Annotated in this window: 14 protein-coding genes; 11 read left to right on the forward strand and 3 right to left on the reverse strand. The window is 63.9% G+C overall.

Features of this window, described 5'->3' with window-relative positions; all coding sequences use genetic code 11:
* The first annotated feature begins 1 nt into the window (after position 1).
* Together P2T60_RS11710 and nadC are read left to right on the forward strand one after the other, a co-directional pair.
* Complete coding sequence (locus tag P2T60_RS11710) at positions 2-1,552, forward strand: L-aspartate oxidase (protein ID WP_276279428.1); 1,551 nt, start codon at positions 2-4, stop codon at positions 1,550-1,552.
* Positions 1,539-2,351: a carboxylating nicotinate-nucleotide diphosphorylase gene (gene nadC, locus P2T60_RS11715; protein ID WP_276279429.1), complete on the forward strand. Its 813-nt coding sequence runs from the start codon at positions 1,539-1,541 to the stop codon at positions 2,349-2,351. The genes P2T60_RS11710 and nadC overlap by 14 nt, the downstream gene beginning before the upstream one ends.
* A gap of 824 nt (positions 2,352-3,175) precedes the next feature.
* Here nadC and gpmI read toward each other — a convergent pair.
* On the reverse strand, positions 3,176-4,693 hold the full coding sequence (gpmI, locus tag P2T60_RS11720) for a 2,3-bisphosphoglycerate-independent phosphoglycerate mutase (RefSeq protein ID WP_276279430.1): 1,518 nt from the start codon (positions 4,691-4,693) through the stop codon (positions 3,176-3,178).
* A gap of 136 nt (positions 4,694-4,829) precedes the next feature.
* Between gpmI and P2T60_RS11725 the strand changes: the two genes are divergently transcribed.
* From P2T60_RS11725 to P2T60_RS11735, 3 genes are all read left to right on the forward strand, one after another.
* The gene (locus P2T60_RS11725; RefSeq protein WP_276279431.1) at positions 4,830-6,212 is read left to right on the forward strand and encodes an NAD(P)/FAD-dependent oxidoreductase; all 1,383 of its coding nucleotides are present in this window, start codon (positions 4,830-4,832) and stop codon (positions 6,210-6,212) included.
* Between the two features lie 103 nt (positions 6,213-6,315).
* The gene (locus P2T60_RS11730) at positions 6,316-6,531 is read left to right on the forward strand and encodes a hypothetical protein (protein WP_276279432.1); all 216 of its coding nucleotides are present in this window, start codon (positions 6,316-6,318) and stop codon (positions 6,529-6,531) included.
* 19 nt (positions 6,532-6,550) lie between these two features.
* The gene (locus P2T60_RS11735) at positions 6,551-7,237 is read left to right on the forward strand and encodes a DUF6338 family protein (RefSeq protein WP_276279433.1); all 687 of its coding nucleotides are present in this window, start codon (positions 6,551-6,553) and stop codon (positions 7,235-7,237) included.
* A gap of 26 nt (positions 7,238-7,263) precedes the next feature.
* On the opposite strand, the gene P2T60_RS11740 is transcribed toward P2T60_RS11735, so the two are convergent.
* A complete protein-coding gene (locus P2T60_RS11740; protein ID WP_276279434.1) occupies positions 7,264-7,857 on the reverse strand; it encodes a DUF6149 family protein in 594 nt (197 codons plus the stop codon).
* A gap of 105 nt (positions 7,858-7,962) precedes the next feature.
* Between P2T60_RS11740 and P2T60_RS11745 the strand changes: the two genes are divergently transcribed.
* The 6 genes from P2T60_RS11745 (at position 7,963) to P2T60_RS11770 (ending at position 11,687) form a co-directional block, all read left to right on the forward strand.
* On the forward strand, positions 7,963-9,204 hold the full coding sequence (locus P2T60_RS11745) for an NAD(P)/FAD-dependent oxidoreductase (RefSeq protein WP_276279435.1): 1,242 nt from the start codon (positions 7,963-7,965) through the stop codon (positions 9,202-9,204).
* Positions 9,205-9,356: 152 nt separating this feature from the next.
* Entirely contained in the window at positions 9,357-9,593 is a 237-nt protein-coding gene (locus P2T60_RS11750) for a DUF7120 family protein (protein WP_276279436.1), read from the forward strand.
* A 143-nt stretch (positions 9,594-9,736) separates the two neighbouring features.
* Entirely contained in the window at positions 9,737-9,979 is a 243-nt protein-coding gene (locus tag P2T60_RS11755; protein WP_276279437.1) for a DUF7979 domain-containing protein, read from the forward strand.
* A 138-nt stretch (positions 9,980-10,117) separates the two neighbouring features.
* On the forward strand, positions 10,118-10,531 hold the full coding sequence (locus P2T60_RS11760; protein ID WP_276279438.1) for a DUF7124 domain-containing protein: 414 nt from the start codon (positions 10,118-10,120) through the stop codon (positions 10,529-10,531).
* A 307-nt stretch (positions 10,532-10,838) separates the two neighbouring features.
* Positions 10,839-11,372 (forward strand): DUF5815 family protein, encoded by a 534-nt coding sequence (locus P2T60_RS11765; RefSeq protein WP_276279439.1) that lies wholly within the window; start codon positions 10,839-10,841, stop codon positions 11,370-11,372.
* Positions 11,373-11,465: 93 nt separating this feature from the next.
* Positions 11,466-11,687 (forward strand): hypothetical protein, encoded by a 222-nt coding sequence (locus P2T60_RS11770; RefSeq protein WP_276279440.1) that lies wholly within the window; start codon positions 11,466-11,468, stop codon positions 11,685-11,687.
* A gap of 30 nt (positions 11,688-11,717) precedes the next feature.
* Here P2T60_RS11770 and P2T60_RS11775 read toward each other — a convergent pair whose 3' ends face one another.
* A complete protein-coding gene (locus P2T60_RS11775) occupies positions 11,718-12,677 on the reverse strand; it encodes a diacylglycerol/lipid kinase family protein (protein WP_276279441.1) in 960 nt (319 codons plus the stop codon).
* Positions 12,678-12,708: the final 31 nt, after the last annotated feature.

The raw sequence follows: 12,708 nt of genomic DNA on the forward strand, positions 1-12,708 counted from the left end.
GATGAGTAACGAATCCGACACCCGCACCGAAGCGGACGTACTCGTGGTCGGAAGCGGCGTGGCCGGGTGTGCGACCGCGCTCTCGGCCGCGCGAGAGGGCGCGGACGTGCTGGTCGTCACGAAGGCGACCCGGCCCGAGCAGACCACCTCACACTGGGCGCAGGGCGGGGTCGCCACCGCGCGCTCGGACCCCGAAGCGTTCGAGCAGGACGTGCTGGCGGCGAGCGCCGACACCGCCGACCCGGAGGCGGTCGAGGTGCTGGTCGAGGAGTCGCGTGAAGCGGTCGAAGACGTGCTGGTAGAGACGCTGGACGTGCCCTTCGACCGGGACGGGTCCGAGTTCGATTTCGGCCGCGAGGCCGCCCACTCCGAACCGCGCATCCTCCACGTGGACGCCAGCACCGGCAAGCACGTCCTCGGCCCGTTTCTGAACCGCCTCGCGGCCCACGAGAACGTGACGATTCGTGAGGACACCGCGGCGCTCGACCTGATTACCCACGAGGGCCGAGTCCACGGCGCGGTCGTGGACCGCGCCGCGGACGGCGCGAGCGAGGACTCCGGTCCCGAACCCGTCTTCGCGGGCGCGACGGTCCTCGCTACCGGCGGCATCGGCGCGCTCTACCGGAACTCCACGAACCCCGAGACCGCCACGGGTGACGGGATTGCGATGGCCGCCCTCGCGGGCGCGGACGTGGCGGACGTGGCCTACGTCCAGTTCCACCCGACGGCCTTCTCTGGGGAGGACCCCTTCCTCGTCAGCGAGGCGGTCCGCGGGGAGGGTGCGCTCCTCCGGAACGGCGACGGCGAGCGGTTCATGCCCGACTACCACGAGGACGCCGAACTCGCGCCGCGCGACGTGGTGGCCCGCGCGGTCGCGGACGAACGCGAGCGCACGGGCGAGGTCCGACTCGACGTGAGTCCGCTCGACTTCGCCGAGGAGTTCCCGGACCTCGCCGAGAAGTGCGAGGTCCGCGGCGTGGACTGGACCGACGGCATCCCGGTCGAACCGAGCGAACACTTCCTCTGTGGCGGGATTTCGGTTGACGACCGCGGCCGGACCGACTTGGACCGCCTGTTCGCGGTCGGCGAGTGCGCCCGGACCGGCGTCCACGGCGCGAACCGCCTCGCGTCCACGAGTCTGCTGGAGGGACTCGTCTGGGGCCTGCGCGCCGGGGAGTCGGCCGCCGGGTTCGACCCCGAACCCGTCGAAGCGCCGGAACTGCGCGACAGCGACCCCGACCTCCCCTCGGGGTTCGCCCGCGAAAAGTTCGTCCGCCTGCGCCGCGTGATGGACGAGCAGGTCGGGATTCGCCGGACGCCCGAGGGTCTGCGGCGCGCGACGGCGGTCCTCCGGCGACTCAAGGGCGAGGTGGACGCCTACACCCGGACCCGGACGAGTCGGAGCCTCTACGAACTTCGGAACGCCAGCGTGGTCGCCCTGCTGGTCGCTCGGTCGGCGTTGGACGCCGAACCGGTCGGGTGCCACGCGCTGGAAGACGACGAACGCGACGCCGAGGAGTCGGGCGAGGTGCCAGCGAATGCGAGTGACTGACCGCAAGGTCGAAGACTGGCTACGGGAAGACGTGGGCCACCGCGACGTGACCAACCACGTCCCCGGCGAGACGACGGGCCGACTCGTCGCCAAGGAGGAGGGCGTCGCGGCGGGACTCGACGCCGCGAGCGCCGTCTTCGACTACCTCGACGCGGACTGCGAGGCGACGGCCGAAGCGGGCGACCGAATCGCGCCCGGCGACACAGTGCTGGAAGTCGAGGGGTCCGCGGAGTCGGTCCTCCGCGGCGAGCGCGTGGCGGTCAACGTCGCGGGCCACGCCTCGGGCGTGGCGACGAAGACCCGCCGAGCGGTCGATGCCGCCCGCGAGGTCCGAGACTGCGTGGCGATTGCCGGAACCCGGAAGACGACGCCCGGCCTGCGCGGGGTCGAGAAGCGCGCGATTGCGGCCGGGGGAGGCGACACCCATCGGCTCACCCTCTCGGGGATGGTGATGGTCAAGGACAACCACGTCGCCGAGATGGGGATGGAAGCGGCAGTCGCGCACTTCCGGGCGGAGAAGTCCTTCGCGACGAAAATCGAGGTGGAAGTCGAGCGTCCCGAAGACGCCGCTCGCGCCGCCGACGCCGGGGCCGACATCGTGCTTCTGGACAACATGTCGCCCGCGGAAGTCCGGGAGGGCGTGGCGGCGCTTCCGGAGGGCGTGATTGCGGAGGCCAGCGGCGGCATCGGAATCGCGGACGTGCCCGACTACGCCGCGACGGGCGTGGACGTGATTTCGATGGGGTCGCTCACGCACTCGGCGAGTTCGCTGGACCTGTCGTTCCGGACCGGGGAGTGAGGAAAGCGATTGTATACGTTTCTTTTAGAATTGTTTTTCATTTCTAGAGAAATATATAGATTGTCGAGAATGCGCTACACCGTCCTTCCGTCAGCGACGGCACGGCGGAACGGGTCATCGGTTCAAGCAGTAGCTAGCCACTCGCTGGTTTGGTGGAAAGAGGCGACGGAGCAACGAAGCTTACGAAGGGGAACGAGAAGCGTCAGGGCGGTAGTTACAGACTCGAACCAATCGAGACCGCACAGCACCGCAACCGCGAACCGCACTGATGCCGACGCCGAGGAGACCACACAGCACCGCGACAACCTTGACCCCCGCGCCAGAGGGTCAACAGCGCGTTCGACGCATCGTTTTCCGGACAAGAGCGCCACGCCGTCCTTCCGCCAGCGACGACACGGCGGAACGGGTCATCGGTTCAAGCAGTAGATGGCGACTCGCTGATTTGGCGGGGGAGGCGACGGAGTAACGAAGTTTACGAGGGGAACGCGGTTTACGAGGGAGACGAGAAGCGTCAGGTTGGTAGCTACAGACTCGAACCGACGAAGACCGCACAGCACCGCAACCGCGAACCGCACTGATGCCGACGCCGAGGAGACCGCACAGCACCGCAACCGCGGGCCTCACACCTCCCCAACCTCCTCGCTCGTTCCCGTTGGTCACTCGCTCGTCCACCGTCGGAAGCGAGTTCCGACGAGCAGTCGGCGCACAGCGCTGACGACCTCGCGCGGGTCGGCGCGACCACGAGGGTCGCGCCCGCACGCGCCGGAGGAGAAATCGTGAGAGCGCGACTCCAGTCAGAACGACGGTTCTCGGGGACTTCTCGGCTACTCCAGCAGGTTCTCGCCCGTCATCGCTTCGGGTTTCTCAACTCCGATGAGCGAGAGCAACGTCGGCGCGATGTCGCAGAGCGACCCGCCCTCGCGGACCCGCTTGCCGCCGTCGTCGCCCTCCGGGGTGAGGTAGACCAGCGGAACCAGATTGTAGGTGTGGGCAGTGTGGGGGTCCTCCGGCGTGCCCATGTCGTCGGCGTTGCCGTGGTCGGCGGTGACGAGGACGTGCCCGCCAGCGCCCTCCACGGTCTCCACGAGTCGGCCGAGTTGGGCGTCCACGGCCTCGACCGCTTCGACCGCGGCGTCGAAGTCCCCGGTGTGGCCAACCATGTCGGGGTTCGCGTAGTTGAGGACCAACACGTCCGGGTCGGTCTCCTCGATGGTGGCGATGGCGGTGTCCGTCACCTCCTCGGCGCTCATCTCGGGTTGCTGGTCGTAGGTCGGGACGTTGGGCGACTCCACGATTTTCCGGCTCTCGCCCTCGAACTCCACTTCGCGCCCGCCGTTCAGGAAGTAGGTAACGTGGGCGTACTTCTCGGACTCGGCGATGCGCAGTTGCGTGAGACCGGTCTCTGCGAGGACTTCGCCGAGAACGTCCGCGGGTTGGTGGGGCGGAAAAGCCACGGGGAGGTCGAACTCCTCGTCGTACTCGGTCATCGTGACCAGTCGAATCTCGGGCGGCGAGGTGTCGAACGCCCACACCGGGTCGATGTCCGCGAGCATCCGGGTCAACTGGCGGGCGCGGTCCGACCGGAAGTTGAAGAAGACCGCGGCGTCGCCGTCCGAGAGTGCGGGACCGCCCTCGACTAGCGTCGGTTCCACGAACTCGTCGGTGGTCTCGCGCTCGTAGCTCTCTTCGACCGCCTCGACCGCCGATTCAGCGGTGTACTCGGCCTCGCGGTTCACGATGGCGTCGTAGGCCCGCCGGGTTCGCTCCCAGTTCTGGTCGCGGTCCATCGCGTAGTAGCGCCCGGAGACGGTCGCCACCTCGCCGGTTTCCTCGCGGTCGATTACCTCCTGCAACTCGCCCACGAACCCCGCGCCGCTCTGGGGCGGGGTGTCCCGGCCGTCGGTGAAGGCGTGCGTGACCGCATCGACGCCTCGCTCGGCGGCCAACTCGACGAGGGCGTAGAGGTGCTTCTGGTCGGAGTGAACCCCGCCCTCGCTCACCAGACCCATGAAGTGGACTCGACCGTCGTTGTCCTTCGCGTACTCGAACGCCGAGTCGATGGCGTCGTTGTCGCCCAACTCGCCGCCCTCGATGGCGTCGGAGATGCGGGTGTACTCTTGGCGGACTACCCGGCCCGCGCCGATGTTGAGGTGGCCGACTTCGCTGTTGCCCATCTGTCCCTCGGGCAGGCCGACCCGCCGCCCGGTCACGTTCAGGGTGCCGTAGCTCCCGGCGTCGGCGAACCGGTCGAAGTTCGGCGTCTCGGCGGCTTCGATGGCGTTTCGCCCGCCGTCTTCGCTTCCCAATCCCCAACCGTCGAGGATGATGAGCGCGGCCTTCATGGGCGGATGGAGGGCGGCTTGTCGTAACTACTCTTCGCTTGGCGAGAAATCGGCCGGTCGCGTCGGCCGGTCGCGGGACCGCGACCGGCCGGACACTTCAACAAGACCTTTGGCCGACCGTGGTGAACGAAGGGACATGAAAGGTGTCGTCGGTGGGGGAATCGCGGGTCTCGCGGCCGCCTACCGCCTCCAGCAACACGGTCACGACGTGCAGGTGTTCGAAGCCAGCGACCAAATCGGCGGACTCGCCGCCGTGTACGAGACGGCGGGCGACCCAGTAGAGAAGTTCTACCACCACCTCTCGGCCTCCGAAGAGACCATCGTGGACCTCATCGAGAAGTTGGGTCTCGAAGAGCGTCTGGAGTGGCCAATCGGCAAGAACGCCTACTACTGGGACGGCACGGTCTACCCGATGGACAAACCGTGGGAGATTCTGGCCTACCCCCACATGAGCGTCTACGACAAGTTCCGCCTCACGATGCTCACGCAGGAAATCGACGTTCGAGGCGGGGTTCCGAAGTTCGACACCTACGAGAATCTGGAGGACTTCGAGGACGTTGCCATCGAGGACTTCCTTCGCGAACACACCTCCAACGGCGTCTACGAGGGATTCTTCGAACCCCTGCTGGACGCCAAGTTCGGCGACCGCAAAGACGACGTGAGCGCGGCGTGGTTGCTCGGGCGCATCAAGTTCCGGGGCGAGCGCGACCTGCTCCGGGGCGAACCGCTGGGCTACCTCGAAGGCGGGTTCGGGCAGTTGCTCGACGCTCTCGTGGAGGAAGTCGGCCGTGAGAACATCACGACGAACGCCCGCGTCACCGACCTCGACCTCGAAGACGGCGGGGTGAGCGAGATGACCGTCGAAGTCGCAGACGGAGAACCCGTCTCGGAGCAAGCGCAGGCCGAGGCCGCCGACGGCGGCACGGCCACCGAGACCCACGCGGTGGACGACGTGGTGGTCGCGGCGATGCCCAACGTCCTCGAAGACCTCACCGGCTACCCGTGCGAAATCGACTTCCAAGGGGCGGTCTGCGCGCTGGTGACGATGGACGAAGCGCTGACCGACACCTACTGGCTCAACGTGGCCCACGACGCTCCCTTCGGCGCGCTCATCGAACACACCAACTACATGCCGCCCGAGAACTACGGCGGCGACCACCTGCTCTACGTCGCCAGCTACATTCAGGACTACGAGGAGGACCTCTGGCAGATGGAGGAAGAGGAGGTTCGGGACTTGTGGTTGGGGCACGTCGAAGAGATGTTCCCCGACTGGGACCGCTCGCACGTCGAGGAGTTCCGACTGGCCAAGAACCCCCGCGCCGCACCGATTTACGAGCGGGGGTATCTCGACATGGTGATTCCCTACGACCTCGGCGAGGAGGTTGCGGATGGGCTGTACTATGCGGGGATGGCGAGCAGAGCGCAGTATCCCGAGCGGAGTCTGAACGGCGGTATCGTGGCGGGTTACGAGTGTGCCGACCGGATTGCGGGGCGGAAGGAAGTCGTCAGTCCGGAGTAGTTGAGGCTAAGTTATAAATCCTCAGTACTTTATCATCAAGTATATTCTCCACACTGTTCAACCGTCCGAAAACCATTTTATGTTCTAGTTAAAATAGTGGTGTATGTCTGACGACGATTCATCAGACGCCGCCCAAGAAAATAAGACACAGAACCCCCGAGCAAATTCTGAAAAGGTTGAACTTTCAGAGAAAGTTGCTCGCCGAACAATTGAGAAGGGGGAAGAAGTAGTTGATGTTGAGCCACCAGAAGACGGTTACATCATGGCTCCGACCTCAAATAACCCTGATAGAAGTAACGGCGACGGCGATAACGACTAACACAATATTTTCGCTTCCTATGCCGATAACTGCGGAAACGCTGATACTCGCGGCCTTATTGATCGCTCCCGGTTTTATTGCTGTACTTCTTGGTATCACGCTAGGAGTGGTTGAGCAAAAAATCGACCGCGATATATTCTATCTTACAAGTTTCGTCTCTAGTATACTAATAGATATTACATTCATTTGGATCGGTCAGCAGACAGGGAAAATAATTAATAGTCAGAATGCAATTCGTGGCGTCTTCTTCGGTCCAGATAGGTTTTATATTGAGTCAGCCGTCACCTTATTCATTCTTTCATGTGCTTTTGGCCTTGTCTACGCAATCACACTCACAACAAATTTCCCACACCAAGTTCGCTCGAAACTTGGCTCTTGGATGAGTCATCAGCGGAATCCGTGGCAACCTTGGGAAGGAGGTCTTCGAAATGCCGAGCAAGTCATGGTAGAACTCAAGAATGGAAAGGATATTTCCGGCATACTTACCGAGTATAGCCGAGTTGGGAGAGAGCGCCAGCTTGTACTCGCATATCCAGTCTATATCGATTTTGAGGATAAACCCTCCCGAGAGAAAACAATTCTCACTGAGGAGCAAATCAGGGCCGTCCATGTAATGACGACACGAGAACGAGAGGGTATTTTAGACAAAATAAAATATTTTCTTTCAAATTTCCAATTTTGTTCTTGCGATGAAAGCTCTGAGTAGTCTCTAGATAGTGAATAGATATTTTCTTACGCCTCGGCGTCCTCGTCGCTCACGCCGGGCGCGTCCGTCAGGTCCACTTCCTCGGGTTCGTCCTGCCCGCCGACCCGAATCTCACCATCAGGTCCCTCGACGTAAACGTCGTCCGCAAATCCACCCTCAGCGTAGGGATGCTCCGGCTCCTCCAACTTCTCGGGCGTCGAGGGCGCATCGGGAATCCCGCCCGCGGGCATGAACTCGCCGAGGGGGTCCTCGATGGCGATGCCGTGGCGCTCGAAGAACTCGGCGTAGCGGTCGTAGTGGTCGTCGAGTTCGTCGCTCGGGAACTCCATCATCTCGGTCCAGCCGTGGTTGTAGAAGTCGAAATTGGCTTGAATGTGGGTGATTTCGCGGGCCTCGGCCTCGGGCGCACCGGCCTGTAGCGCCGCGAGGTAGGTGTCCATCGTGGCGTCGAAGAAGGCGTCGAGTCGCTCGCGGCGCTCCTCGCGGTGTCGCTCGTCGGCCTTCTCTAGGAAGATACGCGTGTGTAGGTCCACGAGCTTGTCCTTCACGAGGTCCGAGACCACCGGCAGTTCCAGCGCCTTCCGGGACGCGAAGTGGCGGACGTTCTGGTTTATCTTCATCGGGCGGGGGTTAGGACGCGACCCCCAAAAGTTCGTCTGTTCGTGAACCTCTGACACGATACGAAGATAGCAACCCACTTTAACCCCGAAGCTGAAGGTTCGGCTATGAGCGAGTCGTACGTGATAATCGGTGACGGAATCGCGGGCAGTTCCGCCGCGGAGACCATCCGCGAGGAAGACCCCGACGCCGACGTATCCGTCATCACAGACGAGGGTGAGGCGCTGTACAACCGCATCCTCATCAAGGAATTCGCCAAAGGAAAGCTCCCCGAAGCACCCATCTCCATCCACGAGGAAGACTGGTACGCCGAGCGGGACATCGACCTCGAACTCAACACGTTCGTGACCGACGTGGACCCCGACGCTCACGAGGTCCACACCCACGACAGCGGCACGTTCGAGTACGACAAACTGCTCGTGGCGACAGGCGGAACGCCGACTCAGCTTCCGGTGGACAACAGCGACGCCGAGGGTATCCACCACTTCTGGACGTTCCAAGACGCCCGGAAGATTCAGGAGAACGCGAGCGAGGCCGACCAAGGCGTCGTCGTCGGCGCGGGTCTGCTCGGAATCGACCTCGCGGCGGTGTGCGCGGCCCAAGACGTGGACGCCAAGTACATCATGCGTGGCAACCGCTGGTGGCGCTACGGCCTGAGCCTCGACGGTGCCGAAATCATCCACGACGCCCTCGAAGAGAAGGGTGTCGAACCCGTCCTCGAAAGCGGCGTCGAGCGATTCGAGACCGACGACGACGGCCGAGTCGTCTCGACGGTGGACGCCAACGGCGAAGAGTACGACAGCGACTTCGTCGGCGTCGCCATCGGTCTGAACTTCAACACCGAGTACCTCCAAGGCACCGGCATCGAGGAGGACAGCGGCATCGTCGTGGACGAGTACATGCAGACCAACGTCGAGGACATCTACGCTGCCGGTGACATCACCCGGTACTACGACACCATCCTCGACCAGTACGCCCAGAACGGGTCGTGGGGCAGTGCGAAAGAGCAGGGCCAAATCGCCGCGAAGAATATGGTCGCCGACGGCGAAGACGAAGCGTTCCGCTGGGTCTCGTCGTACTCCATCACCCACTTCGACTTCCCGTTCCTCAGCTTCGGGTTCCCGACGCTGGGCGACGACGAGTGCGAGCGCAAGTACAGCGACACCGAGTGGCGGCGTCTCGCGTTCAAGGACGGTAAGTTGGTCGGCGGCGTCCTCATCGGCGACATCGCCCCGCAGGGCAAGTACAAGGACCTCATCCGCCAAGAGGCCGAAGTCGCCGACCAGAAAGAGACCCTGCTGGAGAAGGACTTCGACCCCGAAGAGCTGGCGATTCCGCAGGAACAGTAGTTTCGCGCGAACGACGAACCACCCGGTAACTCGTCACTTTTCGTCTCAGACTTCTCGGCGAGTCGGCGGTCCGCGGACCGCCGACTCGCCGATGGGAGCAAAACGACGGGCCAACCAAACGTTGTAGTAGTTGGAACTGGTAGCCGATGTACATGCCTCAGCTCGAAATTACTCTGTCGGACGACGTGGACATGCAGATAGACCAGTTGGTCTCCCAAGAGGAGTTCGTGGACCGCCAAGAGGCCCTCGAAGAGGTCCTGTCGCTCGGTATCAAGGAGTACCAGACCACGATGGAGAGCAACACCCGCGACGAGATGGAGTTCGCCGACGAGATGATGGAGACGACCGAACGCTCGCTCGGCGACGAAGACGAAGGCTACCGGTTCTAACGTCCGTTCGGCGCTCGACCCGACGCTTCGCAAATCTTGCTTTTCGACTTTCCCGCCGAGAGGAATATCTATCTCCCCGACTCGTTGGTTCCGAACGCCAGAAGGTTTAAGATACTTCACGGCATTTGGTACCGTGTAGCACAATGTCCTCGAACACGACTTCCGGAACCGAGAGAGACGGGCGAACCCTTCGTCTCCGTCCGACAGCGACCGCACCGGCCGGGGTGCCGGTGCGTCACTTCGACGAGTTACCAGAGCGGGCACAGCAGTTGCTCGCCGAGTACGACGGACGGGGCACAGTCGCCGTGACGCCGGAGGTGGCCTCCCTGTTCGCCGACGAACCGGTGGTCGTGTTCTCCGAGTACCTGCGCGTCGAACTCGCCTGAGTCGAGCGCCGACTGCCCACCGGAACCGGTGGGCAGTCGGCGCGAACCCGACCGTCGATTCCCGGCGAGCGTCGGCGTCGGTCCGAGAGATGACTTCGGACCGAAGGCGTTTTGCCCGCCACGGGCCGAAAGAGACCCATGAACGGAAGCGGCGACATGACCCTCGCCTTCGAACTCTCCGCGCTGGAGGAGTTGGCCAAACCCGGCACGGTGTTCGAAGACGCCCGCAGGTGGAGCAAGTACGTCGGCGTCGTCTCGGACAAGCCCACCTACGTCGTGACGAACTTCACCCGGAAGAACCGCATCCGGCAGGACTTCTTCTCCGGACCGAAGGGGAAAGGCGAGAGTCTCGAAAGCGTCCGCGAGCAGTTCGACACCGACCGCCACGTCTTCGTCGGCACGACCGACGACGACCGGGAACTCGCCGACGAGTACGAGTGGGAGTTCTTAGACGTGACCGAGGCGGCAGAGGCCGCCGAGTGGCAACTCGCCGACGAGGTGGACGACGACGAGCAAGCGGCCGAAGAGGACCAGCGCGACGACTGGCCCTGAGCGTCACACCGCCTCGAATCGAAGGATAGTCTCCGAAAACGTTTCCCCGTCCTCTCGGAGCGACTTCAGTCGTTCGTGGGCCTCGCGGGAGATGCAGATTTGCTTCGCCGTGGGTTCACCGGGGCGGACTTGTCCCGCGTTCGTACTTGAACTCTGGGAGCGTGGGGAATCGGACCCGACGCTCCGATAGTCACCCCCTACCGAAAACGCGGACGGGCGAAAAGGACGGGGTAGCTTCGTGGGCGGGCCAACCGTCCCCGTTCACCAAGTCGCGGTTTTTAAACGTCCCGAACGCCAACCCAGTCGCATGGCAGAACCGCGCGTTCCGGGCGGTCGGGGGGCCGAAATCGACCTCCCCTGCGGCGAGTCGGTCTACGTCCACGACCTCGACATGGGCATGCGCGAGTACGAGTGCGCGTGCGGCGAGAACCACGCGGTCGTCACCGACGTTCACCCGCCCTCGCGTTTCGTCCCCGAGTTCCTCGTGGAAGTCCTCCGGGCGACTATCGACACCGACGACGACCTCGGCGAGTTCGGCACGCCCCACGTCATGGGCGTCGTGTTGGAGGAGTTCCCCGGCGAAGTCGTCAGCGAGAACGTCGAAGACGACCAAGACGTAGGCTACGCCCTACTCTGGTTGACCGACTTCGACTCGCGTCGCCTCCACGAAATCGTGGTCGAACTCGTCGTGGAACTGATGGAACACGCCGTGAGTCACGCCGACGACGACGGCGCGATGGCCCAGTTCGAAGACGACATGCTCGACTTCGACGTGACGGAGTTCGTAGAGCAGTACCGCCGCGAACGGGACTTCTCCGGTCCCCACGACCGAGCGGTGTAGTTTCGCCCGAGTCCGATTTTCGACGCGAAACCGCGTCTGACGCCCGTCTGACTGAGGCTTAAGTGTGGCTCTCTCCCATGCGAGAACAGACGTATGGCCCGGCCCGCGAGGGAGTACGACCGCATCCGAACCGTCCTCGCCGAAACGGACGCCGACGAACCGTTGACCGCGCGAGAAATCCTCCAGTTGCTCGAAGCACGCGACGAACCGTTCGAGAGTGCCCACCGCGTCGCCACCGTCCTCGGGCGGCGCGCGCGAGAGGGCGAGGTGACAGTCATCCAGTCGTCGCCGTATCGGTACCGACTCGAAACCTGAGTCGCCGAGAGCCGATTCGCCGACCCCGACTCACTCCGGAGTCGGTTCGTAGGTCTCGCCGACGGCGAGTTCCACCGTTCGCTCGCCGGTCTCCATCGTCAGCGACCCGTGAGTCCCGGTTTCGCCGTCGAAACTGAACCCCACCGGGTCGTCGCGTCGAACGTCGACCCGCAGTTCCGACGCGAAGAGGTTGGTGACGTGTTCGGTCTCCTCGCCGAACAGTCGGTGAATCGCCGCCTCCTGTAGCAGGTTCGTCGGGGGCGACCGCTCGACGATTGTCAACTCCAGCAGTCCGTCCTCGCAGTTGGCCTGCGACCGACCCCGTGCGGGGAACCTGCGAGCGTTGCCGACCAGTACCATCACGGCGTCGCCCGTCCACGTCTTCTCGGTCCCCGGGCAACTGGCCTCGACCGCAAGCGGGAGGCCCTCGAACTCCGTGACCGCTCGGAGACCGTTGAGTACGTAGGCCAACACGCCGAGTCGGGCCTTCAACTCCGGCGAAGCCGAGGCGCTGGCTTCGGCGGTCAACCCCGCGATGCAGGAGTTCAGAAAGCGTTCGCCGTCGGCAGTCGCCACGTCGATGCGGCGGCGTTCGCCCTCGGCGAGAACGTCGAAGGCGTGGTCGATGCCCTCTATGCCGACGTTCCCGGCGAAGTTGTTTCCGGTCCCGGCCGGGACGACACCGAAGGTCACGTCGTCTAACGCGTCTGCCGCGTCGAGACCCCGGAGAACTTCGTTGACGGTTCCGTCGCCGCCCGCCGCCGCTACGAGGTCCGCACCGGCCGCCGCCGCGAGTCGGCCGAACTCGACGCCTTCGCCGCTGGCTTGGGTCTCCAACACGGTGAATCCGGCGTCGTCGGCCGACTTCCGGACCCGTTCGGCGTGACTCCCGTTCCCGCTGACCGGGTTGAGAACGAGTATTCGGTCGCTCGGGTCGCCGTCGTCGGCGATAGTCGCCTCACCCGTGGGCCCCCGCCCAACATCGGGCATACGACAGTCCGTTGGGGGCAGAAAGTCAAAG

Origin of the sequence: Halorussus caseinilyticus (assembly GCF_029338395.1) — an archaeon.
In the GTDB taxonomy this organism is placed as follows: domain Archaea; phylum Halobacteriota; class Halobacteria; order Halobacteriales; family Haladaptataceae; genus Halorussus; species Halorussus caseinilyticus.

Coding starts and splice junctions, on each gene's coding strand:
- gpmI (WP_276279430.1), bottom strand. CDS start 4,693: ATGAAGGCCGCGCTCATCATCCTCGACGGTTGGGGATTGGGAAGCGAA.
- P2T60_RS11740 (WP_276279434.1), bottom strand. CDS start 7,857: ATGAAGATAAACCAGAACGTCCGCCACTTCGCGTCCCGGAAGGCGCTG.
- P2T60_RS11765 (WP_276279439.1), top strand. CDS start 10,839: ATGGCAGAACCGCGCGTTCCGGGCGGTCGGGGGGCCGAAATCGACCTC.
- P2T60_RS11750 (WP_276279436.1), top strand. CDS start 9,357: ATGCCTCAGCTCGAAATTACTCTGTCGGACGACGTGGACATGCAGATA.
- P2T60_RS11735 (WP_276279433.1), top strand. CDS start 6,551: ATGCCGATAACTGCGGAAACGCTGATACTCGCGGCCTTATTGATCGCT.
- nadC (WP_276279429.1), top strand. CDS start 1,539: ATGCGAGTGACTGACCGCAAGGTCGAAGACTGGCTACGGGAAGACGTG.
- P2T60_RS11775 (WP_276279441.1), bottom strand. CDS start 12,677: ATGCCCGATGTTGGGCGGGGGCCCACGGGTGAGGCGACTATCGCCGAC.
- P2T60_RS11725 (WP_276279431.1), top strand. CDS start 4,830: ATGAAAGGTGTCGTCGGTGGGGGAATCGCGGGTCTCGCGGCCGCCTAC.
- P2T60_RS11770 (WP_276279440.1), top strand. CDS start 11,466: ATGGCCCGGCCCGCGAGGGAGTACGACCGCATCCGAACCGTCCTCGCC.
- P2T60_RS11710 (WP_276279428.1), top strand. CDS start 2: ATGAGTAACGAATCCGACACCCGCACCGAAGCGGACGTACTCGTGGTC.
- P2T60_RS11755 (WP_276279437.1), top strand. CDS start 9,737: ATGTCCTCGAACACGACTTCCGGAACCGAGAGAGACGGGCGAACCCTT.
- P2T60_RS11730 (WP_276279432.1), top strand. CDS start 6,316: ATGTCTGACGACGATTCATCAGACGCCGCCCAAGAAAATAAGACACAG.
- P2T60_RS11745 (WP_276279435.1), top strand. CDS start 7,963: ATGAGCGAGTCGTACGTGATAATCGGTGACGGAATCGCGGGCAGTTCC.
- P2T60_RS11760 (WP_276279438.1), top strand. CDS start 10,118: ATGAACGGAAGCGGCGACATGACCCTCGCCTTCGAACTCTCCGCGCTG.